19 protein-coding genes are annotated in these 25,861 nt (G+C 59.0%); 5 read left to right on the top strand and 14 right to left on the bottom strand.

Translation table 11 applies throughout. The features are described 5' to 3' along the window. Window positions 1-432: 432 nt before the first annotated feature. The 3 genes from PMX72_RS06705 (at window position 433) to PMX72_RS06695 (ending at window position 3,360) form a co-directional block, all read left to right on the top strand. Window positions 433-1,632, top strand: coding sequence for an MraY family glycosyltransferase (locus PMX72_RS06705; protein WP_117646362.1), 1,200 nt, complete (start codon window positions 433-435; stop codon window positions 1,630-1,632). Window positions 1,633-1,793: 161 nt separating this feature from the next. After that, the gene (gene trpS / locus PMX72_RS06700; RefSeq protein ID WP_089572045.1) at window positions 1,794-2,843 is read left to right on the top strand and encodes a tryptophan--tRNA ligase; all 1,050 of its coding nucleotides are present in this window, start codon (window positions 1,794-1,796) and stop codon (window positions 2,841-2,843) included. Between the two features lie 223 nt (window positions 2,844-3,066). Beyond that, entirely contained in the window at window positions 3,067-3,360 is a 294-nt protein-coding gene (locus PMX72_RS06695; RefSeq protein WP_271729175.1) for a DUF6485 family protein, read from the top strand. 365 nt (window positions 3,361-3,725) lie between these two features. On the opposite strand, the gene PMX72_RS06690 is transcribed toward PMX72_RS06695, so the two are convergent. The 5 genes from PMX72_RS06690 to pckA form a co-directional block, all read right to left on the bottom strand. Then, a complete protein-coding gene (locus PMX72_RS06690) occupies window positions 3,726-4,046 on the bottom strand; it encodes an MGMT family protein (protein WP_271729176.1) in 321 nt (106 codons plus the stop codon). Window positions 4,047-4,125: 79 nt separating this feature from the next. Further along, window positions 4,126-4,980, bottom strand: a complete 855-nt coding sequence (locus PMX72_RS06685) for a DegV family protein (protein WP_271729177.1) — start codon at window positions 4,978-4,980, stop codon at window positions 4,126-4,128. Window positions 4,981-5,097: 117 nt separating this feature from the next. Next, window positions 5,098-5,547: a MarR family winged helix-turn-helix transcriptional regulator gene (locus PMX72_RS06680; RefSeq protein ID WP_271729178.1), complete on the bottom strand. Its 450-nt coding sequence runs from the start codon at window positions 5,545-5,547 to the stop codon at window positions 5,098-5,100. A gap of 170 nt (window positions 5,548-5,717) precedes the next feature. Continuing rightward, window positions 5,718-6,437, bottom strand: coding sequence for a B3/B4 domain-containing protein (locus PMX72_RS06675; protein WP_271729179.1), 720 nt, complete (start codon window positions 6,435-6,437; stop codon window positions 5,718-5,720). Window positions 6,438-6,664: 227 nt separating this feature from the next. Beyond that, complete coding sequence (gene pckA / locus PMX72_RS06670; protein WP_271729180.1) at window positions 6,665-8,335, bottom strand: phosphoenolpyruvate carboxykinase (ATP); 1,671 nt, start codon at window positions 8,333-8,335, stop codon at window positions 6,665-6,667. 368 nt (window positions 8,336-8,703) lie between these two features. Between pckA and PMX72_RS06665 the strand changes: the two genes are divergently transcribed. Next, window positions 8,704-10,287 (top strand): lipopolysaccharide biosynthesis protein, encoded by a 1,584-nt coding sequence (locus PMX72_RS06665; protein WP_334203743.1) that lies wholly within the window; start codon window positions 8,704-8,706, stop codon window positions 10,285-10,287. A 314-nt stretch (window positions 10,288-10,601) separates the two neighbouring features. Here the strand turns inward: PMX72_RS06665 and PMX72_RS06660 are convergent, their stop codons facing one another. After that, a complete protein-coding gene (locus PMX72_RS06660; protein ID WP_271729181.1) occupies window positions 10,602-11,441 on the bottom strand; it encodes a metallophosphoesterase family protein in 840 nt (279 codons plus the stop codon). Between the two features lie 325 nt (window positions 11,442-11,766). Here PMX72_RS06660 and PMX72_RS06655 point away from each other — a divergent pair, with 325 nt between their 5' ends. Next, window positions 11,767-13,368, top strand: coding sequence for a potassium/proton antiporter (locus PMX72_RS06655; protein WP_271729182.1), 1,602 nt, complete (start codon window positions 11,767-11,769; stop codon window positions 13,366-13,368). Window positions 13,369-14,002: 634 nt separating this feature from the next. Here PMX72_RS06655 and PMX72_RS06650 read toward each other — a convergent pair. The 8 genes from PMX72_RS06650 to pglX form a co-directional block, all read right to left on the bottom strand. Next, complete coding sequence (locus PMX72_RS06650; RefSeq protein ID WP_271729183.1) at window positions 14,003-14,677, bottom strand: DUF3800 domain-containing protein; 675 nt, start codon at window positions 14,675-14,677, stop codon at window positions 14,003-14,005. A 155-nt stretch (window positions 14,678-14,832) separates the two neighbouring features. Next, complete coding sequence (locus PMX72_RS06645) at window positions 14,833-15,030, bottom strand: hypothetical protein (RefSeq protein WP_271729184.1); 198 nt, start codon at window positions 15,028-15,030, stop codon at window positions 14,833-14,835. Window positions 15,031-15,055: 25 nt separating this feature from the next. Then, window positions 15,056-16,420 (bottom strand): hypothetical protein, encoded by a 1,365-nt coding sequence (locus PMX72_RS06640; protein WP_271729185.1) that lies wholly within the window; start codon window positions 16,418-16,420, stop codon window positions 15,056-15,058. A gap of 93 nt (window positions 16,421-16,513) precedes the next feature. Continuing rightward, window positions 16,514-18,895, bottom strand: a complete 2,382-nt coding sequence (brxL, locus tag PMX72_RS06635) for a protease Lon-related BREX system protein BrxL (protein ID WP_271729186.1) — start codon at window positions 18,893-18,895, stop codon at window positions 16,514-16,516. An 11-nt stretch (window positions 18,896-18,906) separates the two neighbouring features. Then, complete coding sequence (gene pglZ, locus PMX72_RS06630; RefSeq protein ID WP_271729187.1) at window positions 18,907-21,615, bottom strand: BREX-1 system phosphatase PglZ type A; 2,709 nt, start codon at window positions 21,613-21,615, stop codon at window positions 18,907-18,909. 23 nt (window positions 21,616-21,638) lie between these two features. Continuing rightward, complete coding sequence (locus PMX72_RS06625) at window positions 21,639-22,607, bottom strand: BREX-1 system adenine-specific DNA-methyltransferase PglX (protein WP_271729190.1); 969 nt, start codon at window positions 22,605-22,607, stop codon at window positions 21,639-21,641. Window positions 22,608-22,639: 32 nt separating this feature from the next. Next, entirely contained in the window at window positions 22,640-23,359 is a 720-nt protein-coding gene (locus PMX72_RS06620) for a HEPN domain-containing protein (protein ID WP_271729192.1), read from the bottom strand. A gap of 8 nt (window positions 23,360-23,367) precedes the next feature. Beyond that, on the bottom strand, window positions 23,368-25,827 hold the full coding sequence (gene pglX, locus PMX72_RS06615; protein ID WP_271729194.1) for a BREX-1 system adenine-specific DNA-methyltransferase PglX: 2,460 nt from the start codon (window positions 25,825-25,827) through the stop codon (window positions 23,368-23,370). Between the last annotated feature and the right edge of the window lie 34 nt (window positions 25,828-25,861).

The raw sequence follows: 25,861 nt of genomic DNA, 5'->3' as shown, positions 1-25,861 counted from the left end.
CACGATTTTTGTAATGTCAAGACTGGAATCGATAAAGTGCCGCTTTATGATGTAGGTATTCCGCCCCCCGCGGAGCAACTGGGTGAACCGTCGCGTTTATTTAGGGAGCCCACACAGTCGTACCTAGTACAGGTATCCTTCGTTGTTAAGGACGCTGGAACAGTCGATGAGGGCACCCACCTGTTTTAGGTGGGTTCATTTTCGTAACGTGGGGGGTGGTTTTTATTTGCCGAAAACCACCATTACAGCCCATATGGATCCCCGCCGGTATCCCGACAATCCATCGACAACATCCCAATATCTGGTAAGCGCGTGATTATCGCTGCGTGCAATTCCATGCACCCCCCTTGGTCGAGTATCATGGTTCGGCTATGCCCTTTGCGCTTAGCAACCTTTGACCTTTTCCTTCGACGCTTGGCGGTTTTTAGATTCATGGCTTCATCCCCGAGCTACATACCGTATCTATGCGTGGCAGCGGCGGCCTTTATCACGACCTTCCTCACGGTGCCCCTGGTCAAGCGCTTGGCAATTAAGCTCGACGCCGTCGACTATCCTTCTAAGCGCCGCATCAACACCAAGCCCATCCCGCGTTTGGGCGGAACGGCGGTGTTTTTGGGCCTGGTCGTTGCCTGTATTGTGCAAATCCTAGGCACCTGGTACCTGGGTTGGCCGCCCGTTTTGGTGCCCCACCCCCGTCTGCACATCAGCTACCCCATACTTGCGCTTTCTTTTACCGTCATCTTTGCGACCGGCGCTATCGACGACGTCTTCCAGCTCAAGCCCAAGCAAAAGCTAGCCGGACAGGTCCTCGCCGCGCTTATCGCCTGTATCGGCGGCCTGCGGATCGGCGTCATCGTCAACCCGTTTGCCCCCGGCGAAATCATGCTCGGATGGCTCGCCTACCCCATCACCGTGATCTATCTGGTGGCATTCACCAACATCATTAACCTCATCGACGGCCTCGACGGCTTAGCCACGGGCATCTGCGGCATCGCGTCGTTCACCATGTTTTCGATGGCCGTTCTCTCGGGCCGCATCGACGCCGCCGCGCTCTCCATTGCGCTCTTTGGCGCCTGTCTGGCCTTTTTGCGCTACAACTTCAACCCCGCAAGCATCTTCTTGGGCGACTCGGGGTCGCTGCTTCTGGGCTTTGCGCTGGGCTCCATCTCGCTGCTCAACGTGAGCCGCACCGCCGCGCTCACCTCGCTTATCATCCCGCTCATCGTTGCCGGCGTGCCCATCATCGACACGTTTAGCGCCATCGTGCGCCGCAAGCGCGCCCACATTAGCATCGGGCAGGCCGACAAGGGCCACATCCACCACCGCCTGATCCAAGAGGGCTACAACCAAAAGCAGGCAGTGCTCCTCATCTACGCCTGGTGCATCATGCTTTCGGCCGGCGCCGCCGCGATTAACCAGGTCGAGGTGCCCATGCGCGTGCTCATCTTTACCGTACTCGCCATTGGCTCGGCGGCCTTTGCCAAGCACCTGCACCTGTTTGAGCCCGTGCTGCGCCACCATTACAACAAGCGCACGCACGAGGACGAGCTCGTCACCCCCGACGATCCCGCCTTTAAGCAGGAGGAGCAGGCGGCAGAAGAACGCAGGGAGGAGCGCCACCACAGGCGCTAGGGTAAGCTGCCGAGGCTGCGCCCAGGCGCCGCCGGCCAAACGCGCAGCCACGCCGCGCCCATCGCACATACCGCCGCTCTCCCGCCCCTCGCGTACTTACGCCCCGACCCTCCAATAAACGCGTTATCATCTTGACCCATGAACATACGTTAGGAGCAATCATGCCAAACGAGAACAGCTACGAAGTCGCGCTGCAAAAGAGCAACGCCATTCGCGAGGGCCTGGCCAAAACGCCCGAGAAGTTCACCATGCTCACCGGCGACCGCCCCACCGGCCGTCTGCACCTGGGTCACTACTTCGGCACCCTCAAGGGCCGTGTTGAGCTGCAGAACATGGGCGCCAAGACCAACGTGCTCATCGCCGACTACCAAGTCATCACTGACCGCGATACGACCGAGCACATCCAGGACAACGTGTACAACATGGTCATGGACTACCTTGCCTGCGGCATCGACCCCGACAAGACCATGATCTACGCGCACTCCGCCGTACCCGCCGCAAACCAGCTCATGCTGCCGTTCCTGTCGCTGGTCTCCGAGGCCGAGCTGGCGCGCAACCCCACGGTCAAGGCCGAGATGGAGGCCTCGGGCCACGAGCTCACCGGCCTTCTGCTCACCTACCCGGTGCACCAGGCCTGCGACATCCTGTTCTGCAAGGGCAATGTGGTGCCCGTCGGTCGCGACCAGCTGCCGCACATCGAGCTCACCCGCACCATCGCCCGCCGCTTTAACAACCGTTACGGCAAGGTGTTCCCCGAGGTCGACGCGCTGCTGTCCGAGACCCCGCTGCTGCCCGGCCTGGACGGGCGCAAGATGAGCAAGAGCTACGGCAACGCCATCAACATCTCGATGACCGCCGAGGAGACGGCCAAGCGCATCAAGAAGAGCCAGACCGACTCCGAGCGCATGATCACGTTCGATCCCGAGAATCGCCCCGGCGTGTCCGGCCTGCTTTCAACCGCCGCCATCTGCACCGGCCGTTCCGAGGTCGAGATTGCCGAGGAGATCGGCATGGGCGGCTCCGGCCAGCTCAAGAAGTACGTGACCGAGGCCGTCAACGAGTACTTCGCGCCGATCCGCGAGCGTCGTCAGCGCTATGAGAACGATCTGGACTATGTGAAGGACGTGCTGCACGAGGGCAACCGTCGCGCCAACGAGATTGCCGAGCAGACCCTGGCCGAGGTTCAGGACGCCATGGGCATGGTGTACTAGCCGAGAACAATAAACAGCAGTCAAACAAAACCGCCGCGATGAGTACAATCCTCATTGCGGCGGTTTTGTTTTCTTCAGAGGTCGGTCGCCGAGGTATTCAGCCGCTCGGCAGAACCCCTAAGTCGCAAGAACCCTAAGACTATATTCTGTTAAGCAATGACGCCCTATTGTTTTAACATGCGGCAGCGTTTTACAGCAGAGCCGACCGACTGGAAGGAGCCCCATGAGCTCAGTTGCGTTTTGTACATGCAACGACCGGAAATGCCCGTTTAACCCTGTCAACCACGACAAGGGCTGCACGCCTTGTATCGCCAAGAATCTGCACGAGCACGAGATTCCAACGTGCCTGTTCAACGCGATTTCTCCCGATCGGCTTGAGGCCGATAAAGACGAGTGGTCGTGGCAAGCGTTCGCGCGGCATGTAGAGGCGTATCTGGGAAGCAACAGCCCAAGAATCCCCGCGAGCGAAGAGGCGCCGCAGGGGTTTACAAAGATCGGTTGCTGCAAGCGGGACTAACAATCAAAGTTTGTGCCGCCCTAAGGCCAAACGTCGGCACCTCATTTTGGGATAACGGACCTGATGTTTTGTCCCATGATTACAGGAAAGCGCCCGCCGGCCATGGCAGCCGGCGGGCGCTTTCCCGAAGTACACCGTTGAATCGCACAGAGGGGAGGAATGCGAATCAAACTCAACAGGGCAGGCTTTTTCATCGCCTATTGCCTGCTCCGTTGCTGAAAACAATATAGTTCACCGTGGTTTACTTTGTAGCGTCAAACCGCGCCGTCATACGTTCTCCATAAGTTAGCCCAGGTAAACCTGCAACGGAAAACCACCACAAAGGGGACAGGCACCTTTGTGGTGGTTTTGGCACGAGCGAGCTGCTAGAGCCCGGCCGGCCAACGGCTGGCAGCCAGGTCAACGCGCATGGGATCGGCAAACGCCACGCCCTCCCCCATTAAGAGCTCACGTTGAGCATCGGGACCGCCAAAGGCAAAGCCCTCACAGATACGACCGTCGGCAAACACCACGCGATGACAGGGAATCTGACCAGGGCGCGGATTGCTGTGCAGCGCATAGCCCACATAGCGCGCGCTTCGCGGGCGACCGGCGAGCAGCGCCACCTGACCGTAGGTGGCGACCATCCCCTCGGGAATCTGCTCGACTACCTCGTACACCCGCTCGAAAAAGCCCTCAGACGCCATCGCATGCTCCTTTCAACCGGAACCAGCATAAACCACCACAAAGGTGCCTGTCCCCTTTATGGTGGTTTTGACCGGAAAGCTAGTTGGCGGGGCGGAAGAAGGCTACGGCTACGGCACCGGGGCCCACGTGGGTGCCGATGGTGGCGCCAATGGTGTGGATGGGCAGCTCGCTCTCGGCATGGCCGGCCCACAGCGCGGCGCTGTCCTCGATGTACTTCTTGAGCACAGCGTCCGAAAGGCCCGTATAGCCCAGCGCCAGCGGCATGGAAAAGTCGATGCCGCCTGCCTTTTCGACCTTTTGGTTGAGCAGGTTACGGCCGTTCTTGGAACCGCGCGCCTTGCCCAGCTGCACGATCAGACCGTCTTCGGCGGCTACAACGGGCTTCACGTTGAGCAGCGTGCCCACGGCGCCGGCCGCAGCAGACAGGCGACCGCCGCGCACCAGATACTCCAGCGTCTCGAGCAGGCCGATAACCACCACGCGGTCGCGCACGGCCTCGACGGCCGCCGCGATCTGGGCCGCTCCCTGGCCCTCGTCCACCAGACGCAGGGCATACTCGACCAGCACGCGCTCACCCAGGGTGACGTTATTGCTGTCCACGACAAACACGTCGCCGCCCGGCGCCTCGGCAAGTGCGGTACGGGCACTCTGATTGGTGCCTGATAGCTTAGCGCCCACGGTAATAATCACAGCCTCATCGCCGGCTTCACGAACCTCGGCGATAGCCTGAGAAAACGCGTACGGGTTGACCTGGCCAGTCTTGGGCAGCTCATCGCGCTCCACGAGCATCTCGTAAAAGCGCTGGTGATCGATGTCGATGCCATCCATGTACACATCGGTGCCAAAGGTGACGGACAGCGGCAAAACACGCAGAGCGGGGTGCTCCGCCGGCGACATATCGCTTGCGGAATCGGTAATAATGCGGACGGTCATAACAAATCCTTTCTTGCGCAGGTCTCGCGCAGGGAATGTTGACAGCAATGCCCAGGCACGGTATACGCTCAAACGGGACGATGCAGTTGCTAGTTGGAAGAAAATGCTTTGGCGGTCTTAGATCTCGCGCAGGGTGTTGAGAATCGTACGCAGCGACGCATACATCTGCTCGCGCTGTTCCACGCCCATGGCCTTACCGGTGGTGTCGAGCACGTCGTGGATGATGCGGTCGGCCTCGTTCATGCTCTCGCCGCCAAGCGTGGTCAGGCGAACCGGGGCGCGGTACTTGACGGCAGCATCGCCCGAGTCATCAACCTCGACAAAGCCGCCCTCCTCCAGGTGCGCCAGCGTGCGCGAAACGGCAGCGCGCGTCACGCCGGCCACGCGAGCAAGGTCGGCGCCGGTCATGCCGTCCTTGCTGCGCTCCAGGTAGTACAGGCACATGACGTCGGAGCCCTTGAGGCCCAGCCTTGCGCCCTCGGACGTCTTGATACGCTGAATCTCCTTGTAGAGCCCGCCAATCAGTCCGACAAAATCCTCAAAACGTGTCTCGTCGTTCTGCTGCATGGGAGACGACCGCCTTTCGCTTGCATGATGCTAACGGGTAAACATCTTAGCCGTACTCAGCGACTGCCGCCTCCACGCGACCCATTTGTTAACCCATCAACATAAAAACCACCACAAAGGGAACAGGCACCTTTGTGGTGGTTTGGGGCATCAATAGGTTCTAGGCGCCGCTATAGCTCCACACAGGGATTGTTGCGGGTCACAAGCGTCTTAACGACAACCGTCGCTCCCAAATACCGCTCGAGCAGCTCGGCTAAGCGATCGATGGCGGCCTGGCAATCCCCCATGCGCTCGGGCTCAACACACTCAATCGCCAGGAACGCATCGGCCGAATCGTCGGACAGGGCCGTTCGAACGCCGTCGCGCCAGTTCCAGCAGCGGCACACGGCGCCTGCTTCGTCGATGTAGGCGAGCTCGCCGGGCAGCGTCGGGTCATCCGCTTCCTCGCCAAGCGGCAAGAACGCATCGCCACCGTCGGTCACCCTCAAGCGAAGGTCTCCCTCAATCGCATGCAAATCCTCGCCTCCTACGGGTAGCGCGTAAGTCAGCGACACCGTGTTGTAGATGTCCACCGCAGGCGTGATGTGGCCCACCGGCTTGCCCTTGAGCACGCGCTTGAGCAAGTTCTCGATCGAGCAGCGGGCGCCCTTTTTGGTCTTAAACAGACGATAGGCCTCGCGCCATGCCTTGACCGGCGCGTTCTCGCTGATAGTATCGCTGGTCAGATGACGCTCCGCATCGATGTTGGCGCGGTCAAGCAGCGCCGCAATGGCATCCACATCCTCTTGAGGAATCTGGGCCGCGGGCTTCATGCCCTTTACGACCACGACGCCGACCGCTGCCTGCGGAAACAGCTCCCAAAACGAATTCTCGGCAACAAAGCCCTTCATACGCTCTCCCTTCACTGTGCGCGCCCGAGCGAGGGCACCTAAACAAAAAGCGCTCTCACAGCGGCCACCTTCAAAGTCCTACGGTGCCGCCACAAGAGCGCTTACGCTGCCCCCATCCGGAGAAGGGGACGATATGTCAGGCGTATTGTAACCCGAGTCATCCGCCCAAGCAAAACCAACGCAAAGGTGCCTATCCCCTTTATGGTGGTTTTGGACCTGAGGCAACGCTAGTGGCGGAGTCCCAGCAGGCCGCGGCCGCGATGACGGGCCTCGGCGGACGCATGGGCGTGCGGGCCGGCGGCCTTAACGGACTCGGGCAGGTGCGAGTACTTCTTCTCGAAGTTCTCCTCGAACATCACCGCCAAGTTGTGCGCGGCCTCGTCATAGCGCGCGGTGCTCTGCCAGTACTGGCGCGGCACCAGGATGCCGTCGGGCACACCGTGGCACGTCGTGGGAATGTCGACATTGAAGATATCGTCGTGCACGAACTCGCTATCCTCGATGGTACCGTCAAGAGCGCGGGCCACCAGGGCGCGCGTGTAGGCAAGCTCGATGCGATGGCCCACGCCATAACCGCCGCCGATCCAGCCGGTGTTGACCAGATAGACGCGGGTGCGCCCGTCGGCGATACGCTCGCCGAGCATCTTGGCGTAGACCAGAGGGTCGAGCGGCATAAACGGCTCTCCGAACAGCGAGGAAAACGTAGGCGTGGGCTCGGTGACGCCGACCTCGGTGCCGGGGATCTTGGCCGTAAAGCCCGTCACAAAGTGATACATGGCGGCGTCGGCCGTCAGGCGCGAAATGGGCGGCAGCACGCCAAAGGCATCACAGGTCAAAAACAGCACGACGCTCGGAGTGGTACCCATGCCCTTGGTCCACGCGTTGGGAATATGCTCGACGGGATAGGCCACGCGCGTGTTGTGCGTAATCGAAATATCATCGTAATTGGGCTTGCGGCCCTCATCGAGCACCACGTTTTCGCAGATGGCGCCAAAGCGAACGGCATTAAAGATCTCGGGCTCGTGGAACGCATCCAAGCCCTCGCACTTGGCGTAGCAGCCGCCCTCGATGTTGAAGATGCCCATGTCGGACCAGCCGTGCTCGTCATCGCCGATCAGCAGGCGCGTAGGGTTGGCCGAAAGCGTGGTCTTGCCGGTGCCCGACAGGCCAAAGAACACCGCGGTCTCGTGCGTGACGGGATCCATGCTAGCCGAGCAATGCATGGGCAGCACGTCGTCCTCGACGGGCAGCAGGTAATTCATGACGCTGAAGATGGACTTTTTGATCTCGCCGGAGTAGCCGGTACCCGCGACCAAAATCACGCGCTCCTGGAAGTTGATGACCACGGCGGCGCTGGAGTTGAGGCCCTTGATGGCGGGATCGCACTGGTAGCCCGGCGCGGCGAGCACACAGAAGTCCGGCTCGCCGGTGCGCGCGATTTCGCGGGCAAGCGGGCGGGCGAGCATCTGCTTAATGAAGAGTGCCTGGCTGGCGCGCTCGCAGGCGACGAGCAGTCGGCGCGTGTGGTTGCGGTCGGCGCCCGCCATGCCGCGGGTAACGAACACATCGCGCTCGTTGAGGTAGTCGACGATACCAGCCTTGATGGTCTCGTAGCTCTCGATCGAAAGCGGGCGGTTGACGGCGCCCCAGGCGATCTTGTCGTGGACATCGGGGGTGTCGGCGATAAAACGGTCATTGGGCGAGCGTCCGGTACGCTCCCCCGTCTCGATCACCAGTGCGCCGTTGGAGGCCATGCGGCCTTCTTCACGGCGGATGGCGTGCTCGACGAGCTCGGCTGCCGGCAGGTCAACCAGCAGGCGGGGCTGGTTCTCGGCGGGGTCTTCGACCAGCGTAATGCCAAAGTTGGACAGAACTTCTGCAGGGGTAACACCAGGCATGGGGCCTCCTTTAAAAACGCGACACGTGGACGCGGCGCGCACTTTACTCACGTAAAGCCCGTTGTACCCGATATGCAAAAACGTTTTTGCGGCAACGACGAAGCGCCCGCCCAACGGTCAAAAATCGCACGCAAGCGGCCTAGTCATTGGGGACGTTCTTAAATGACCAGTCGTTGGGGACACTCTTGAACAGGCAACAAACAAGGAATGTCCCCAGATGCCGGCAAATAAGGAGCGTCCCCAAGTGCCGACGGCACGTTTACCGACAAATTACAGCCGCCTGCCGAAAATATTGAACAATCCGTTCAAAAACACGAGCGAACACCGTCGCGTCTATACTAGAGCGCAGCAATAGAAAGGACCCCGCTTTGAGCATCACGCCCCTCGATAGCATTCGCCGCGCCATCGCCCGCCGCAATGGCGTCGCCGACCCCGCCGTAGCGGGCAGCGGCACCGCAAGGGCCCAGGGCGGACGCATCGAGAACGGCCTGTTCCCCGCCTCCCACACGGCCGAAGAGCTCGCGCGCATCCAGGAGCTGAGCCAGCGCAACGCCGGCGGCCCCGACAGCAGCCAGGCCACGCGCCGTCGCCGGCGCGAACGCGATCGGGAGCCCGGCCCCGTCCGCCGCATGGTCAACGCTTGGTGGAACCGTCTGCTCGGCGCCGTCTACGGCGGCGGCTTCTCCATGCAGGAAGCGGAATACGAGGAGCACGCCACTAGTCGCGACTATCTTTGGAACACCCTCGGCACCGCCGTGTGGGGCTTGGCGTTTCCACTGCTCACCATCGTGTCTACGCAGCTCGTGGGCGCCGAAGAAGCAGGCAAATTCTCCATCGCCTTTGTCACCGGCACGCTCATCATGATCGCGTGCAACTACGGCGTGCGCAATTTCCAGGTCTCGGACATCGACGAAAAGACGTCCTTTGCCTCCTACCAGCTCAACCGCTGGCTTTGTGGAGCGCTCGCCCTAGGCTGCGGCCTCATGTACAGCAGCGCCCGCGGCTATGACGCGCAGATGGCGACGATCGGCCTGGGCGTCTACCTGTATAAGGTCATCGACGGCGTCGCCGACGTGTACGAAGGTCGCCTGCAGCAGGCCGACAAACTCTACCTGGCTGGCATGAGCCAAACGCTACGCTCCGTCGGCGTCATCGCGGTCTTCAGCGTGGCGCTGTTCCTCACGCGCAGCATGCCCATCGCGGCCATGGCCATGGGCATCGCCGCGATCGCCTCGCTCGTGCTGGTCACCGCGCCGCTCGCCCTGCTCGAGACCGAAAAATCGCGCCGCGTGAGCCTTCGCGAGGTCGGCCACCTGTTTGTCCAGTGCGCTCCACTCTTTGGTGCACTGTTCTTGTTCAACCTTATCGAGAGCATGCCCAAGTTTGTGATGGAAGGCACACTGGCATACAAATATCAGCTGTACTTTAATGCCCTGTTCTTTCCGGCGCAGTCTATTTTGCTGAGCATTGGATTTATCTATAAACCGCAGCTCCTGCGCTTGTCGAGCATTTGGGCTAATCCTCGCAAGCGTCGTCGCTTTGACCTGATTATTGTTGCCGTTATGGCGCCGATCGTGGTCATCACCGGCATGTGCGCCGCATTTATGGCAGGTCCCGGTATTTCCCTCATGAGCTTTATGTACGGCCTCAGCTTTGAACGCTACCGTACGCTGGCGCTGCTGATGGTCGTCGCCGGCGGCGTCACCGCGGCCATCGACTTTATCTACGCCATCAACACGGTGCTGCGCCACGCTGGAGACGTCACCAAGATCTACCTGATCTGCTTCGCCGTAAGCGTGGTGCTGCCGGTGATCCTGATTAAGCTGCTGGGTCTGATGGGCGCCGTCGTGAGTTACCTAGCCATCATGGCCCCACTGCTGGTACTGTTGATTATCGAGTACGCCCACATCCGCCAACGCATAGAACGAGCCCGCAACCCATACGGCGCCTAATTAGCTGCCCCCGGAACCGGAATTTGCGATGGAATCACCCCGGCTGCAGTCTTGTTGCGGACAATATGCATCATGCAAAACTAAGTGAGTAGACTTTTACCGAATCCCCAACCACACCGACAAAGCACAAGTCTGCGACCTGCGGTTTTATTGAGGCAAATATGTTGGGTGCTCGGCATTTCCAAAAAAGTCTACTCACTTAGCCAGTGGGCAGCCAAATGATTATTTAATCCCCGTCCCAGAAAAATCATTTGATGGGCAGAAGGGCAAGTAGTCAAAAAGGCTCCGTCCCAAATTAGCTACCCCTTGCGCCATCATTCTCCAGGATTGATATTCGCGTAGAACTCAGCCCCATCATCCAGCCGCAGGATACCTACGCGGCCAAACTCCGACCCAGTGGCGGCGGCGCAGTCGATGTCGATGCGATCGGGCACACCGGCGGTATCCTCGCCGCCCAGGCGTACAATCCGCCCGCGACCCGACTCCTCATCGAGCCCCGCCAGGCCGCCCACCTCGCAATAACGTCCGAGCGACACCGTGGGCGTGTGGCCGCTCACCACGACCGGGCCCTTGCCGTCGGCAGAAAGCAACCCTGTCGGCACATCCCAATAGCCGTGACGAATCCACAGCAGGTCATCGGACGACTGCACCGCGAGCATTTGCTGCAGCAGCTCGCAATCGGCACCCACCGCTCCGACGCCATCGGCACAATCGACGCCATGCTCAAGCAAAAACGCGCGCGCCGCCTTTATCTCGATTCCAGCATGTACCAGCAGATACGGGCGCTCCTCGGTCTCGACCACCGCGTAGAGCGGCAGCGCGGCCATCCATCGCACGAGCTCCTCGTATGCCTCAAATTCCATGTCGTTGAGCTGCTGACGGGTAGTCCAACCGCCGTTGATATCCCAGGTCTCGGCATCGAGCGGATCCTGGCCAATGATGGCGTCGAGCATGATCTGCTCGTGATTGCCCTTGAGCACGCGAGCGTTGGGTAGCGAGCGCACGAGCTTAATAACGCCAACCGGATCGGGCCCGCGATCGATCATGTCGCCCAGCACGTACAGCGTATCGTCGGACGTCAGCGAAATCTTGGACAGGGCCTCGTCAAGCGCACGCACGTGCCCGTGAGCATCGGATGTCACATAGATCGCCATGGAACGCCTCTCTTTACATTGCGACCGAAGCCCGGAGCCGCAACTAAAACTTCAAGTTGAACTTAAACGTTACCCATTGTACTCCGTTGCAATAAAGCTGGAAAGGGTTGCATACCGTCAACGGTCGCCAGCGCACGCCTGCCAACCCGCGCCGCCCACGCCACGCCGTCTGGCCCAGCGCCCCGACCAGCGACGCTCGCATCGCAGCCTCGTGTCGAAAATGCGCACGCCCGCAATCCGCCCCCATAAACCCACCATCTTTGGGTACAAATAACCGCAGACAACTGACCGTGCCACGCAAACCACCCAGGAGCGGACACCATCCATGAACCAGATACTTCTCTTTATCGGGCTCGTCATTATTCTGTGCCTGACCATCAAACCCGTCGGCAAAAAGCTCCCCTTCCCCACCCTGCTCATCTTTATCGCGCTCGGCATGCTGCTGGGCGTCAACGGCCCGGCGCACATCGACTTTAGCGACTATGCACTTACCGAAACCGTCTGCAGCACGGCGCTGCTGTTCATCATGTTCTACGGCGGTTTTAACACTAACATCGACCGTGCCAAACCCGTCGCCGTGCCCGCGGTGCTACTGAGCACGCTCGGCGTCGTCATCACCGCTGGCATCACGGGCGTGTTCGCGCACTTTGTACTGGGCTTCGACTGGATCGGCGGCCTGCTGCTGGGATCAGTCGTGGCATCGACCGACGCGGCGAGCGTCTTTAGCGTGCTGCGCGAGCACAGCCTGTCGCTGAGAGGTGGCACCGACTCGCTACTCGAGGTCGAATCGGGCTCCAACGACCCCGTCGCCTACATGCTCACCGCCGTGCTCGCGACCCTCGCGGCGGGCGGCAACATCGACATTCCCGTGCTGCTGGCCAAGCAAATCATCCTAGGAGTGGGCTTGGGCCTTGCCATCGGCTGGATATCCAGCCGCCTGATTGAGCGCGCGCACGCAACGGCCGAGGGCGCGCAGACCATCTTTTTGTTTGCCGTGGCCATCGTGGCATATGCGCTGCCGAGCTATCTGGGCGGCAACGGCTTTTTGGCCGTATACTTGGCAGGCATTGTGCTGGGTGCGAGCGACATCACCGGCAAGGTCGAGATGGCGCACTTCTTCGATACCCTCACCGAAATGGCCGAGATGACCATCTTCTTTTTGCTCGGCCTGCTCGTGACGCCCGCCCGCCTGCCGCAAATGCTGCTACCGGGCCTGGCGCTCATGACGTTTATGCTCTTCGTGAGCCGCCCCATCGCCGTTGGCGTGCTGCTGGCGCCCTTTAAGACGAACCCTCGCCAGGTTGCGCTCATAAGCTGGGCGGGTCTGCGCGGCGCGGCTTCGGTCGTCTTTAGCCTCTTTGCCGTGGTGACCGGTATTCCCGGCGGTCACGACCTATTTGACCTGGTGTTTGTGATTGCCGTATCGAGCATCGTGGTGCAGGGCTCGCTGCTGCCGGCGGTGGCGAAAAAGCTCGACATGATCGACGCAGAAGGCGACGTGCGCCGCACGTTTAACGACTACCGCGACGAAGACGGCATGTCGTTTGTTAAGCTCAAGGTGGGAGCTGGACATCCGTTTGCCGGGCGCTCGCTTGCCGATATTGGCAGCGCTACGAACATGCTCGTCATCCTGGTGCGGCGCGATGGCGCGCACCCGGTGCTGCCCAACGGGGATACCGTGATCGAAGAAGGCGACCTTCTGGTTATGGCCGCGCCGACGTTTGAGGAGCGTGCCGAGGTTACGCTGCGCGAGGTCACCGTGACGCCCCATGGACGCCTAGCCGGTCAGCGCCTGCGCGACGTGCCGCAAGGCAAGCACCCCTTTATCGTCGTGATGCTCAAGCGCGACGGCCAAACGATCATCCCCGACGGCAACACCCAAGTCCACGCCGGCGACGAAGCCGTCATTGCCACGCTGGCGTCGTAGCGGCCAGGGACAGCCGTCCCGTATTGGCTACATTTGAGCATCAATCGCCCCGACAGGGGTCTCGTTGAGGACAGTTAGTGTCTCTCGAGACTAAGTGAGTAGGCTTTTGTCGAATCGCCGACTACGTCACCAAAGCACAAGTCTGTGACCTGCGGGTTTGTTGAAGAAAAGACTTCGGGTGCTCAGCATTTCCAAAAAAGCCTACTCACTTAGCCAGCGGGTGGCCATAATAGAACCGCCGCGACGTCGTTGGACTCCGTTACGACGGTTTATCATGCATTTTCGCACAGCCGTGGGCACAAACACCCCGTCGCCCCATATGACAAAGGGGCAGTCCCTTTGTCACATTAAATAGAACTTCAGCAAGAAGCTGAGGAAAAAGAAGGCCGAATGAGCCACCGCTCGCATCGCAACCATGGTATAAATGGATTGCGCTCCTTTATGGAGGGCAGTCAAGGGCCGGGGGATCCCCCCGGCATTTTTGTTTTTAGGTCAACAGGAAATCGAGCGAAATGTCTCGTGTAGACCCGACATGCGGTTTCTGTTATAAAGATGTCGGTACCCTCGAATAGAGGGGCCTCCAAGAGCCGGGGTCTTACCTCCGGCATTTTTTATGCAATACGAGGCCTGTCCATTAGACGACAGCCTTCTTTCTTATTTCTTTTAGTAAGCCTTTTTTAAACGCAGTACTACCACCAAAAAACTTCTGGTCAGTATTAGTCTGCTTATTCGCCTGATATTTCAGACTCGTGAACTCAATGGTACAGATATAGTCCGCAGCCTGAGCCAAATAGTAATCCGATGAAGTTGTTGGCTTATAGATAACTGCATTTTTAGCCAAAGCGTAATCGATTGCCTTGTGAAGCGCACTCGAAACCGAACCCTGTCCTCCGTCGTAGTAAATCTTCACAGCATCAAACTGCTGAAACCAACTCAAATTATCGAATATGAAATCGATGATTTCACGCCGCATCGCATCAGCGATCTGTTTGAGAGTTCGATACCGATGCGTCTTGAATACAAACACCTTGTACGAGATGGGCAAATGTCGAAACATAACTCGAAATAGTGAAAACAGCCTTTTTCTCTCACAGATGTCCAAGTCTTTGAACTGATCTTTTCCATTCATGAGAGGAGAAGCATGGAACGGAAGGAGCGGCAATCCGCTATCGGCTACCGCCCTTTCATATTTCTCTATTCCCTCAGCGATGGGAATATTTTGTTCATGAAAAACAAAGGCAACAAGATAGTATTTTTCACGAAGATCATCGCTTCCAGATTCATCAATAAAGATACTCAGCTCTCGCATGGGCAATCCTTAATAAAAAAGCCGGGGAAAACGTCCCCGGCACTTGGAAGCCCTCTCTTAAGAGATGACCACCTAATTTATACCATGAAGTTGGGCGTATATTCAAGCATGAGTATAAAATACAAACATATGTTCGTCAATAGCAAAGGTGGCCATCATTCAGCGTCGTCATCGACGGCAAAGTCGCGGAGGTCGAGGCCTTCGCGTTCGGCTCGGGCTAGGAGCTCTTGAGGTGACTCGTCCTCGATATCCATCACGTCGAGCATGGCGGCCGGAAAGCCCACGCCGGCTGCACTCCCCGCACGGTCGATCATACTCTCGCGCAGCTGGTCAACATTAATGTCGATTTTCATGGTGACCCCCTACCGGATCAGGCCCCTACTCAGCAGCGCCGAGCGCATTCACAGCGGCAACAAAAGCCGCAACCTGCTTGTCATCCATCTGCGTGGCTAAACGCCCCACGGGCTCGTCGTAAGCAAACTGCACCTTATCGATAAAGCAATCCCAAGCACGCTCGTCCACACGCACGGCGGCCTCGCAGTACTGGCTGAGCTTTTTGAGTCCATACCAAAACGCATTCACATGGCGCGCAGGATCCTCATCCAGCACCCCATCGTAGCGCCGTCCGTTAAACTCACGCATGCGCGCCACGGCAACCTCGAGCGAGTCGCCGCCGTCGGCCGAAGCCTCGTCCACAAGCTCGGGAATCGCAACCTCGCGCCGGACATTGTGCCTGGTAGCACCGTCGTACTCGCCCACCAACACGTCTTCGTCAAACCGATCATCGTAGTCGAAATAACTGCTACCCCGGCAAATCCCATGCAGCGAACCGGTGCCAAAGGCACGGAACAACCCGCCATCGGCAACAACGCACCTATAAGTCTCAAACGACTTCTTAACCTGAGAGAGCAACTCGGAAAGCTCTCCGGCATCGCACCCCGTCTCGCACGCGACGCAAGCAGACTTCGGCAACGATACCGGCTCCACCGTGCTCCCTGCAACGCGGGCAGCGCGCTCGGCCCGATACGCTTGAGCTGCCAAGCGCGATCGCTGCGCAGCGCCACGCACATTCGCAAGCTCGCGCTCCAGCGCCACATCGCCAGTGACATCGCCAGCCACATCGTTCGCAAACCTGTCAGCACCCTGCGGGCCGGTCGCACTCAGCTCGGACTCAAACGTCGCCGTGATCATGCCGGCAAGGTCCGTTGCGTCGGCGGCACAACGCAGCTGCTCCAACTGCGTGCACAGCAGATCGGCATCCAGGGGCACCGCATCCACAACGCACACGTCACTCAGACGCGCCGCGCCCTGCAGCACCAAAGCCCCCGCAGCATCGTACGCCGCACGAACCCTGTCCGCCGTATTGGCACGCAGCTTTACCTCGATAAACGCAAGCGTCTGCTCCAAGTGGGCCAACAGCTCGGCCTTGTCCTCCATACGCAAAAAGGCAGCATAGCGCCGCTCCATCTGCAACGGGCCCACAACGCCTACCTGCTTGCGAGCGCGCGCAAGAGAATCAAATTCAACGCGGCTTACATACCCGTCAACGGCCCGCACGGCAGACTCACGCGCAGCACGCTCGGCAGCCTCGACGCCCCCGATCACGGCCAGTAGCTCGCGGGAGCGCGCCTTGCGCAATAACTCCCCGCGATCGTACTGCTCAAGCGCCGTCTGACGCTTGGCTACCGACTCAAAGCCAAAGAGCTCATCGAGCAGCTCGCCAACAGAACGTTCTTCCGCCATGGCAAGGCCTCCTCACGCGCAGCGCGCCAACATGCCCGCGGGCTCACGTGCGCATCAAACACCTCGCGCACGCAAGCCCCCACGCTCGCATCCCTATAGATCCAACGCCTTTTTCGCAGCATCGACCGGGTCGCCATCCATGTAGAACACCGGGCTCAACCCCGAAATAATCTCGGACGAAACGCTCTGCAGGCCCGCGATGGCGCTCAGCGGCAATATCACGCGCTTGGCGCCGGCGTTTTTGGCCACGCGCATAATGTCCTCGAGCCCGCGGATCTCGTCCATAGAGCCCGACATGCGCAAGATTCCCGGAATCGCAAGCGCAGGCATCACCGGGCGGTTGCACGCAGCAGAGCAAAGTCCCACAAACTCGGCGAGCGAAACTTCCTCGGACAGGCCCTTGCTCTGCAGGTCGTTGTAGAACAGCAGGTAATCCTTGGAGCCAATGTGCATGCCCGGCGCCACGCGGTTCGCCAGGTTCACAAAATTGTCGAACGCGGCCTCAAGCGTATCGCGCACCGGCTTGTTAAAGGCCACGCCCTCGTACTTAAACTTGCACTCGCCGGCAACGGCCTTGTTCTCCAGCTTGTATACGGCAACCTCGCCGCCCTGCGACCTGCCCACGCCAAATACGTGGCCGGACAGCAGCGGCCCGTCGGGAATCAGCGTGTCCTCGGTCTGCTCGGGCACGCGCACCACGTGCACGTCCTGCGGGTTGTCGGCATCCATATAACCCAGGTTGACGTCGATAAACTCGACGCCCGCCATAATCTTGAGCTGTTCCTTTACACGGCGACGGCCCTCGATGGCGTAGTCCAGCAGCCAGTGCACGTCGTCCTTGTCCATAGCCTCGTCGGGGAACAGCAGCTTGGCCAGGCCGCTAAAGGTCTTGCGCACGGCGATCTCGTCACGCTTGTTAAAGTCGCTGTTAAAGCGGAAATACCGGTCGATATGGTGCGTAAAGTCCTTGCGACGCATCTCCTTGCAAAACTCCGACAGGCAGTCGGTGATTAAGCCGTAATGCCCGGTCAGCAGGCTCGAGCGCATCTTGGGAATCTCCCAGCCCGGCAGGTAATAGTGGATACGGTCGAAGAAGGCCGAATCGTTGTTAAACTCCGGCGGGAACGGATCAAACAGGTGCGTGGTCTTAAGGACGTTTTGCACGGTGTCGTTGATGTTGCCCTCAAAGACCATGGAGGCATCGGCGTTAATCTGGTCGCGGCCGCGCGCGTAGCTGCCACTCGCCATATAGTCCTTCATAATCTGCACGGCGTTGGTGTCCTTAAAGCGCATGCCGGCGACCTCGTCGAACGTCACGCAATCCCAATGGCCCACCAAGCCCACGCGATCGGCGCGCATGGAGTTCATACGGCCGAACAGGTTGGCCGTGGTGGTCTGCCCGCCCGAAAGCAAAATGGCGTAGGGCGAAACCTCTTTGTAGATATGGCTCTTGCCGGTGCCGCGGGGACCAAGCTCGCACAGGTTATAGTTGCGCTCGATCAGCGGCACCATGCGCTCGATAAAGTGCAGGCGCTCCTTCTCCGAAAGCTCGCTGGGCTCATAGCCGGCAGAGCGCAGCAGCATGTTGAGCCACTCGTCGCGCGAGAAATACTGACGCTCCTCGATCATGGCGTCCAGGTCCAGGTTGGGCATCTGGATGGGCGTGAGCGACGCCACGCTAAACGGAGAGTCCTCGGGCCCGCGCTTTTTGCGCTTGGCCTTGGAGCGGCGCGGCGCATCGTCGCCAAAGACCTCCATGCCAAACTCATCTTCCTCTTCCATGGGACGACGATACTCGATGCTCATAATGCACCAAATACCACCCTGGAGAATCTTGGAATAGTCGCGCACGTATTCGGCCGGCATCACAAACGGCTCAATGGTCAGGTTGGCAAACGACGCCACGTAGATGTCTTTGTACTCGTCGAGCTTGGCCGTCACCTTATCGATGATGGTAAAGCGACCCAGCTCGCGGATCTTGGACTTAATGCGCTCGGACTCGTCGGGACGCACGTAGTTATCGGTGAGGATCTTGCGGATGCGCCCCAGGCCCTCCGCCACGGCGTCCTCGTCGTCGGTTGAGCAGTACATGCCCAGCAGGTACTCCAGCACAAAGGTGGGCACGTTGGCGCCGCGCTTCATAAGGGCCGTCAGGTCCTTGCGCACGATCTTGCCGCCAAAGTGCTCGAGCAGCTTACCGTCCAGCACATCCATGTCGTAACCGTCGTCCTCGGGAGCCTCGGCCGCGGCCTGGGCATAGCCATCGGTCGAGGACTCGTCCTCGACGGGCACCTCGGCCTCAGCGGGCGCAGCGGTCTCCGTCGGCTCCGGGACAAGCGCGGAAGCCACGGCCTCCGCGGCAGTCTCAGCCTCCGGGGCAGGCACGGCCTCCCCTGCAGGCACCGCAGCCTGCGCCGGCGCATCCGCATCAATCGAGGGAACTTCCCACAGATCGTCGTCATGGCTATCAAACATAGGGCACACTCCTAAAAACCAAAGTCAGCAACAGGGGCAAACGAAACAGCGATGGTATACGTCTCGCGCCAAACGATCTTGCCCGTCTCGCGCTCGCGGCAAACCAGATAGTACGGACCCTTGGCCGAGAATCCATCCGCCGCATGCAGCGCAAACTTGGCATGCACCACGCGCTCCTGCGAGTTAACAGAAGTCTTGTTGGCATGCGCCTTGACCGTATCGCTCACCTCGTTGCCACTTGCATCGGTAAACACCAGCTCGTACTCGCACGGCAAGACCTTACCTTGGGCAGGTTCTTCCTGGATCAAGTTGACCGAGAAGAGCGAGTTGGTCACTCGGCGTCCCTCACTTAGCACGCGCAGCGTCGCCGCGCGCGTGTCGACAAAGTCCTTGGAACCCGAGCGCGCACGCCAAAAACCGATAACGGGCACGCAGAGCTCCTGCAGGCTCATGCCGCCGTGGACGTAGTTGTTAGTGCCGCCGGGACGCTTGAAGTGCACGTTCTCGCGCGGGGCAAACCCCTCAAAACCGGCGCCCAAACGTCCCATGTCAACATTAACAAACACGCCGCGCACCTCGTCCGAAAGCTCGCCCACGGCCTCGTTGGGCACCACCAGATGACGCTTGCCGTACATGACGGGAGCGTCAAGGACGGGAAGGTCCGGTTTGCCGAGCATCTGGCACTCGCTGAGCTCACGACGCGTGTAAATAAAGCCGTGGTCCGCCGTTATGACAACACGCGCGCCCGGGGCGTCGGTGCACACGCGGCGCGCCAACGCGGCAAGTTCCTCCACGGTGTCCGCGCAGGCATCGAAAACGTCATCCTGCGTAGCGGCCTTCTCGCCCGTGGCATCGATCTTGTTGTGGAAGAGATAGACGAGCCTGGAGTCCTTGAGCAGCGCTTTGCGCTCGGTTCCCGCCATGTTGAGGTATGCGCTCGAGCGCAAGGCGCGGGCCGTGGACTCAACGTGGGTAAGCACAGCCTCGCGCTGCGGAGTCGTCGCAGCGGGCATGCCGTCAGCCAGCACAAACGAGCCATCCGCTGCAAGCTTAAGCGCTTGGTGCGGCAGCAGCGCGGGCATACCCACCTCGGTAATGGAGGGAAAGACCGCCTGCATGCTAGAGACCTTGACGTTGCCGCCGCGCTCGCGCTCGAGCAGTGCCGCAACGTCGCGGGCCACCTCATAGCGCAGCGCGTCGCTCACGATAACGACCGTCGTTTTGGCAGAGCCCACAAAGGTGGGCAGCACATGCCAGTAGAACTCATCCTGTCGTTCGGGACCCTCGATGTAGCCGCAATCGGCCCACTCCCCTTGCGCAGCGGTCGCCCAGCAGGCATTGGCGTCGGCCAAGAACCAGTTGCTGTAGAGATTCTCCGCCCAGTCCGCCACAGCGCGGGCAGGCTCCTCGAGCGTATCGCACTCGACGGAGCGCGCCCGCAGATACGCGGTGCACATATGGCGATAGGCAGCATCCATGGAATACCAATCGGACGTATAGGCATCCCACACCTGCTGGGGCTGCGCCAGATGGAAGCCGCCCGCGTGCGCCTGTCTAAACGCGCATATATCGGCCACAGCGGCAAGCAGGTCAAAGTAGCTCTCGACACGACGGTACCAGCTTAGGTCGCAGCGACGCGCAGCAAATGCGCGCGCATCCTCAACACGGTCCGCGCTCTGGGCAAACGAGCAGAACAGCTGCGAGAGCACGGCCTCATTGACGCACGGAAACACATCAAGCGAGGTCAGCACATCGATCGGCAAGGTCTCGAACCGTGCAAAGAGTCCGCGGGCGTCCTCAACCAAACGGCAAATCTCAAATAGGTCCTCGCTCGATGCCTGGGTATCGGCTGTCTGGTCCCACGTACGCACCGCCTCAAGGCAATAGGGCCCGTAGGCGGGAGCCACATGGCTCTCAAGCCCCTTGAGCGCTCCCTCGGGAAGCGCGGTGGATGCCGCCGTAAGGAGCACATGGGATGCAAGCATAAGCAATGAGTCACGCTCGTAAAGCGGCCCATCAAACCCATAGCAACGCACGATGAAGGCAGAGAGCACATCACGCACGCAGTACTTGTCCACCAACTCGGCCAGCGCCTCGGGGCCCTCGTGCAGCAGCGTGGTCATACAGCCGCGCAGTACAAACGCGGGCCGCGCGTCGACAAACTCTTTACCGCCAAATATCACCGCAAGGATGCCGAGTTCGATATCGGATGCGCCCGAGACATGCGGAACACACGCGGCAAACTTAGCACAGCGGGTCTTGGCCTCAAAGAACGTCTTGTGCTCGCGCAGGCTCTCGCGCACGGCGTCGATATTCTCGATGCCCAGCTGATCGGCCAAAAGCGAAAGATAGTCAGCCTGGAACTGATCGGCATACAGCTCAACATCGGCAAGCCAATCACCCTCAAGCCTGCCGCGCGGGCAACGGCGATACAGCAAGATATCGCTCGCAAGGTCATCGCGGTTGATGAGCTTCTTGACGGCAAACATACGGCCCTCGCAGGCCTCAACAAAGCGCACCGGGCGCTCAAAGTCACCGTGAGCAGGCATTACGCCGGCATCGGCCCCCACGCCGTCGAAACCCTCGGCAGCCAATCGCTCAAACTCAGGAGCAAACTCGCCGTCTGCATCGTGCCAAACCACCACACGGCGCGGCGCGCATGAGGACAACGGCTGCAAAAATCGCAGCCTGAGCTGTTCTTCTACATCGATCTTGGGCATGAATATCCTTACCGTATCTGCAGTTACTTAATCTTCGCCAGCACATCCTGAAACTTGGCGTAGTTGACCTTGACGCCGTCATCCAGGTCGATCTTAATCATCTGGTCTGCCAAGTGGTGCAGTTTCTCCTCGTAGGCAATGGTCTCTTTGAGCTGGTCGTTGAGCTTTTTGATGCGCTTATCCAAGCGCACGCGCTCGCCGCGCTCGGCACCAGCAAGGGCATCGTTGGCATACCCGATCTGGGCACGATAGCGCTCCTGCTGCTCATGCACATAGTCGGTGCGGATGCGAGCCAACAGGTCGGGCTGGTAGCGATGCATGTAAACAAGGCACTTGAAGCCGTTCTTCTTGCCGCTGTCGAACAGCCAGTAGATGGGGCGCTTCTTATAGGTCTGGCAGTGGTCCTTAAAGAAGTCCTTCAAAAAGTAGGTGCGAATCACCTCGCGCGAGGTGCCCTTGCCGCCGAGCGCCTCGGCAATAAAGGCCAGGTTCTGCTCGAGCGTTTCCTCGCCGTACGCGGTGCGCACAAAGTCGATAAAGTAACGCACGGTGTCGTCGTCAAAGTACTCATCGTCGGTAATGGGCAGCACGTTGTCACCATCGGGCATAAAGGTCACGTGATCGGGATCGGGCATCTTGGCCAGATAGTCGTTGACCGTGGCGCCTTGATCGGCCAGAATCAGCCCGTCCACATCCAGTGAATAGCGGCCAAACATGCAGCCCACGGCATAGCTTATGAGCGAGGTGATCTCGTCGCGCTTGGTGCGCACGTATTTGTTGCCCTTATAGCTCTCGGGGATCTCGTCGGCGGTATCAAAGATGCGCGCCACCGAGACGTACTTATCCTCGACCTCGATGGGCACTTCGCCCTCCATGTTGTAAATTTTGGCGAAGATGCGGTTGAGCTCCTCCTCGTTAGCACGGAGCTGCTCAAAGCGAGCATTGACCTCGGCCTTACGAGCCTCGTATTTATCAGAAAGTAAGATTGACATTAGTTACCTCTTAATGAATGTATAAGACGTTGTCAACAACAGGAAATTGAAGAAACACGGCTATACCCCATTCGGCTCTTCTCCAGCGCAAACGGTTTCATCGATGCCGACGGAGCTTTCTTCAGCGGTTGTGTTTCCTGTTTTTCCCAAGCACTCACTTGCTCATCAATTGTTTGAACCAAGTCCATTGAGCATTCCATCCAAATCCGAACTTGAGCAGATTTAATAGGTCTTGTTCGGCTCTTTCCACTTGATTCGTCCTGCATTAAATCAACTTCGTGAACAACCTTGTGCCTTCGCTGAATTAGCGCATCTATTTCAGCTTGTCGCTTATAAGCACCGAGCGACAAGCCTATCTTTTTAAGGCGACTATCAATATCTTTATAGCTGTTGAAACTCATTCGCGAAAAATGCTCACGCACAGATTCGGAAATTACTTCATCGACGGTTTTGCCAGAAAAGGAAGCAAATCTATCAAAGCTGTACTTGGATGTTCTTCCATCACTGCCAGCTAGCGAGACTTCGCTCAAGGCTTTCGAATCAGCCTTTATGGGATACCAATGAATGAGTATATTACGAAAATAATCCTCTTCCGCCGAATGAAGCAAAACGAGCGCAGCGCGCAAGATATCCGTCGGTCTTTTTTCCTTCGACGTTCTAGCAGATCCTTCTATTTGCAGGCTGTCATACAGTGCCAAAAGACTAGAGACCCTGTTAACACCTTCGTCGAATTGATTCTTCTCTACGGTCATAAAAACACCTAAATCAGTGGATGACGCTTGAAATCCCAAGAGGTTTCAAACGAGTCCCAGTCGATTTTGGAAATGTCTACGTTGCTGTCGACCAGACTATTAATTGCCGGTTGAAGCTCAGCGGAAATAAGCGTGGGAAGAGCTTTGATGTCTCTCACTTGCATGTTAAGAGTGGGGTTAAGCATGCTGAGGACATCGGCAGCGATGGAACAATTGAGGAAGCCCAACGCCCAGTTCTTGTTTTGGCCCAGATTGCAAATACATGGGCCGGCCATGTCAAATCCGCCCGTCGGTGGAAATAGCCTGAAACTCGGCTTGCCTGATGTCAGCATTGTGTAGCAAATGCCTTCACTGTACCAATATTTCGACGCCAGCAAATTGGAGGTCGGATTACTCCGGTAAAACTCAATTGCGTCCTTCTTGATCGAAACCAGCCAATGAAGATTGCCAAACCATCGACGAAAGTCACCGCCCTTTGAATAAGTGGCCCACGAGCCCTTACGCCCAACCGAATGTGCATCAACCTCCCAAAACAAGCGCAAATACAAATTGTTATCACCTGTTTTGTTTTGAGACCCTGTGTAGTCCGAAAAATCGCCAATGGAGCCACCCAGCGAGAAAGCAGAAAGTAACCCCTCGCCGGCCCAGTAGGCTATGGGGCTGCCGGGGATCTGCTTGAAGGTCTCGGCGTCGCGGCGATAGAACCAGCCGCAGTCGGGGTTTCGGATCGCCTCGAGGGCCTTGGGAGCCTGGACAGCGGCGCCAACGAAGTCAGAAAGGCGCACGTAGCCTCCCTTGTAGCCCTTGATGAGTGAGTTGTGAAACGTGTAGGTGCAGATGGGCACAGTCGCGCCAGCGAAGCCCGAGTACTCAAGTTGAATGAGGGAGGTAAGCGTTCTGTTGTCGATAATCTCGTTGCGGAGCTTCTCATAGCTTCCGATGAACATCCAGACGAAAGGCGACATGACTCCGCACTCGCCGTGGTCCTTGGCGAGACTGAACATGCGAACGACAAAGCTGGAGAAGAGGTCGCTCTTCACGTCGGGGTAATTCTTCTTGACCCACTTGCTCATGACGGGGTTAAAGCTACTGCTGCCCATATACGGAGGATTCGCAACGGTGCAGGTAAAACGACGGGACAGCTTCTCGCAGATGGCGGCAGCGCTTTCGAGCTTAGTTTTGGCCGTAGCGGCAAAAAGGTCATCGGAACAACTCGCGGCGGCAGCCTTGAGCTCGTCGATCTCGTCCTCTGAAGGATTGAGCAGCGAACCGATCTCGCCCAAATGACTCAGCTCCTCGGCGAGCTTCTTGTTACCCGGCAGCTCGTCCTCCCCTAGCGGGATGCTCGAGAGCACGGTAACGTCGGCGCGAACGTCACGCCTAAAGAAGCGACGGTCGTGCTCGCGGGCGCACATGGCAAGCGCCAGCTCCGCGATCTGTGCCGCGCGGGAATCGATCTCCATACCTGCAAGGTTTTTAGTAAGAATGAGCTCGGGAATCTCGCGCTCACGATAGCCACGCTCTTCGTACATATGAAAGAGCAGCTCAAACGCATAGACCAGGATATGGCCCGAGCCACATGCGGGGTCACAGAGGGTTATCTCCTCGGGGCTCGAGATGCGGATGAAGTCCTCATGCTCAGCATCGGGCTCGATGTAATATTTCATGCGCTCGCGTAGCGAACTCCCCGGATTGTTGAGCATCCACAGACGGCCGAGCGAGTTCTCGACCATATAGCGCACGATCCACTCGGGGGTGAAGAGCTGCGTGGCGGGCGCGATGTCCGCCGCCGCTGCCTTGCGCTTGGACTTGAAGAACTCGTCTTTAACGTCAGCATTGTAGTACTGATACATCCAGCCCAGAACGGTCACGCCCTCGCGCCAGTCCTCGTCAGTGAGGACGGCATTGAGTTTGCCCACCACACTGTCGGCCATCATGAGGCCCTGGGGCAACAGCAACTCCATGGCTCCGCCCACGCGCTCAAAGACACCCGGCAGGCAATCGGCAAGCTCCTCGCACTGAGCCACAAACAGGTAGCGCCACAGCGGCTCATCCAAGCCCGCCATCTTGAGCTCGGCTATGCGATCGGTATCGGCCGTCGCTATCTCCACGTCCAGCGCGTTCTCCACGGCCTCGCTGCCATGGCTGCCGTCCGCACGACTTAGCATGCGCATACGGCTGGGGAGCCATCCGCGTGCATCCATGAAGCGAATGGCCACGATGCGGTTGAACCAGGTGTAGGCCGCTCGGTCGCGCAGCGCCTCGTGACCCACCTCTGCCTGCATGCGCAGTAGTTCGTCGCGTTGCTCAATCTCAGCCGGACTTAGGGGCAGGCCGTTGACGGTCTCGGACCCAACGGGCGCGGGTGCAGGTTCGGTGATGCCGTAGCGCACCATCTGCGCCTCCACGCCTTTGATGAGCTCCGTACGGGCCCAGGTGCAGAAGCTCTTAAGAGCAGAATCGTTCATGGTTGATGAGCCTTTCTAAACGCCATAAGCCACC

It is taken from the genome of Collinsella aerofaciens (assembly GCF_028207065.1).
Classification (GTDB): domain Bacteria; phylum Actinomycetota; class Coriobacteriia; order Coriobacteriales; family Coriobacteriaceae; genus Collinsella; species Collinsella aerofaciens_AR.
This window is presented reverse-complemented; position numbering and strand designations above follow the sequence as displayed.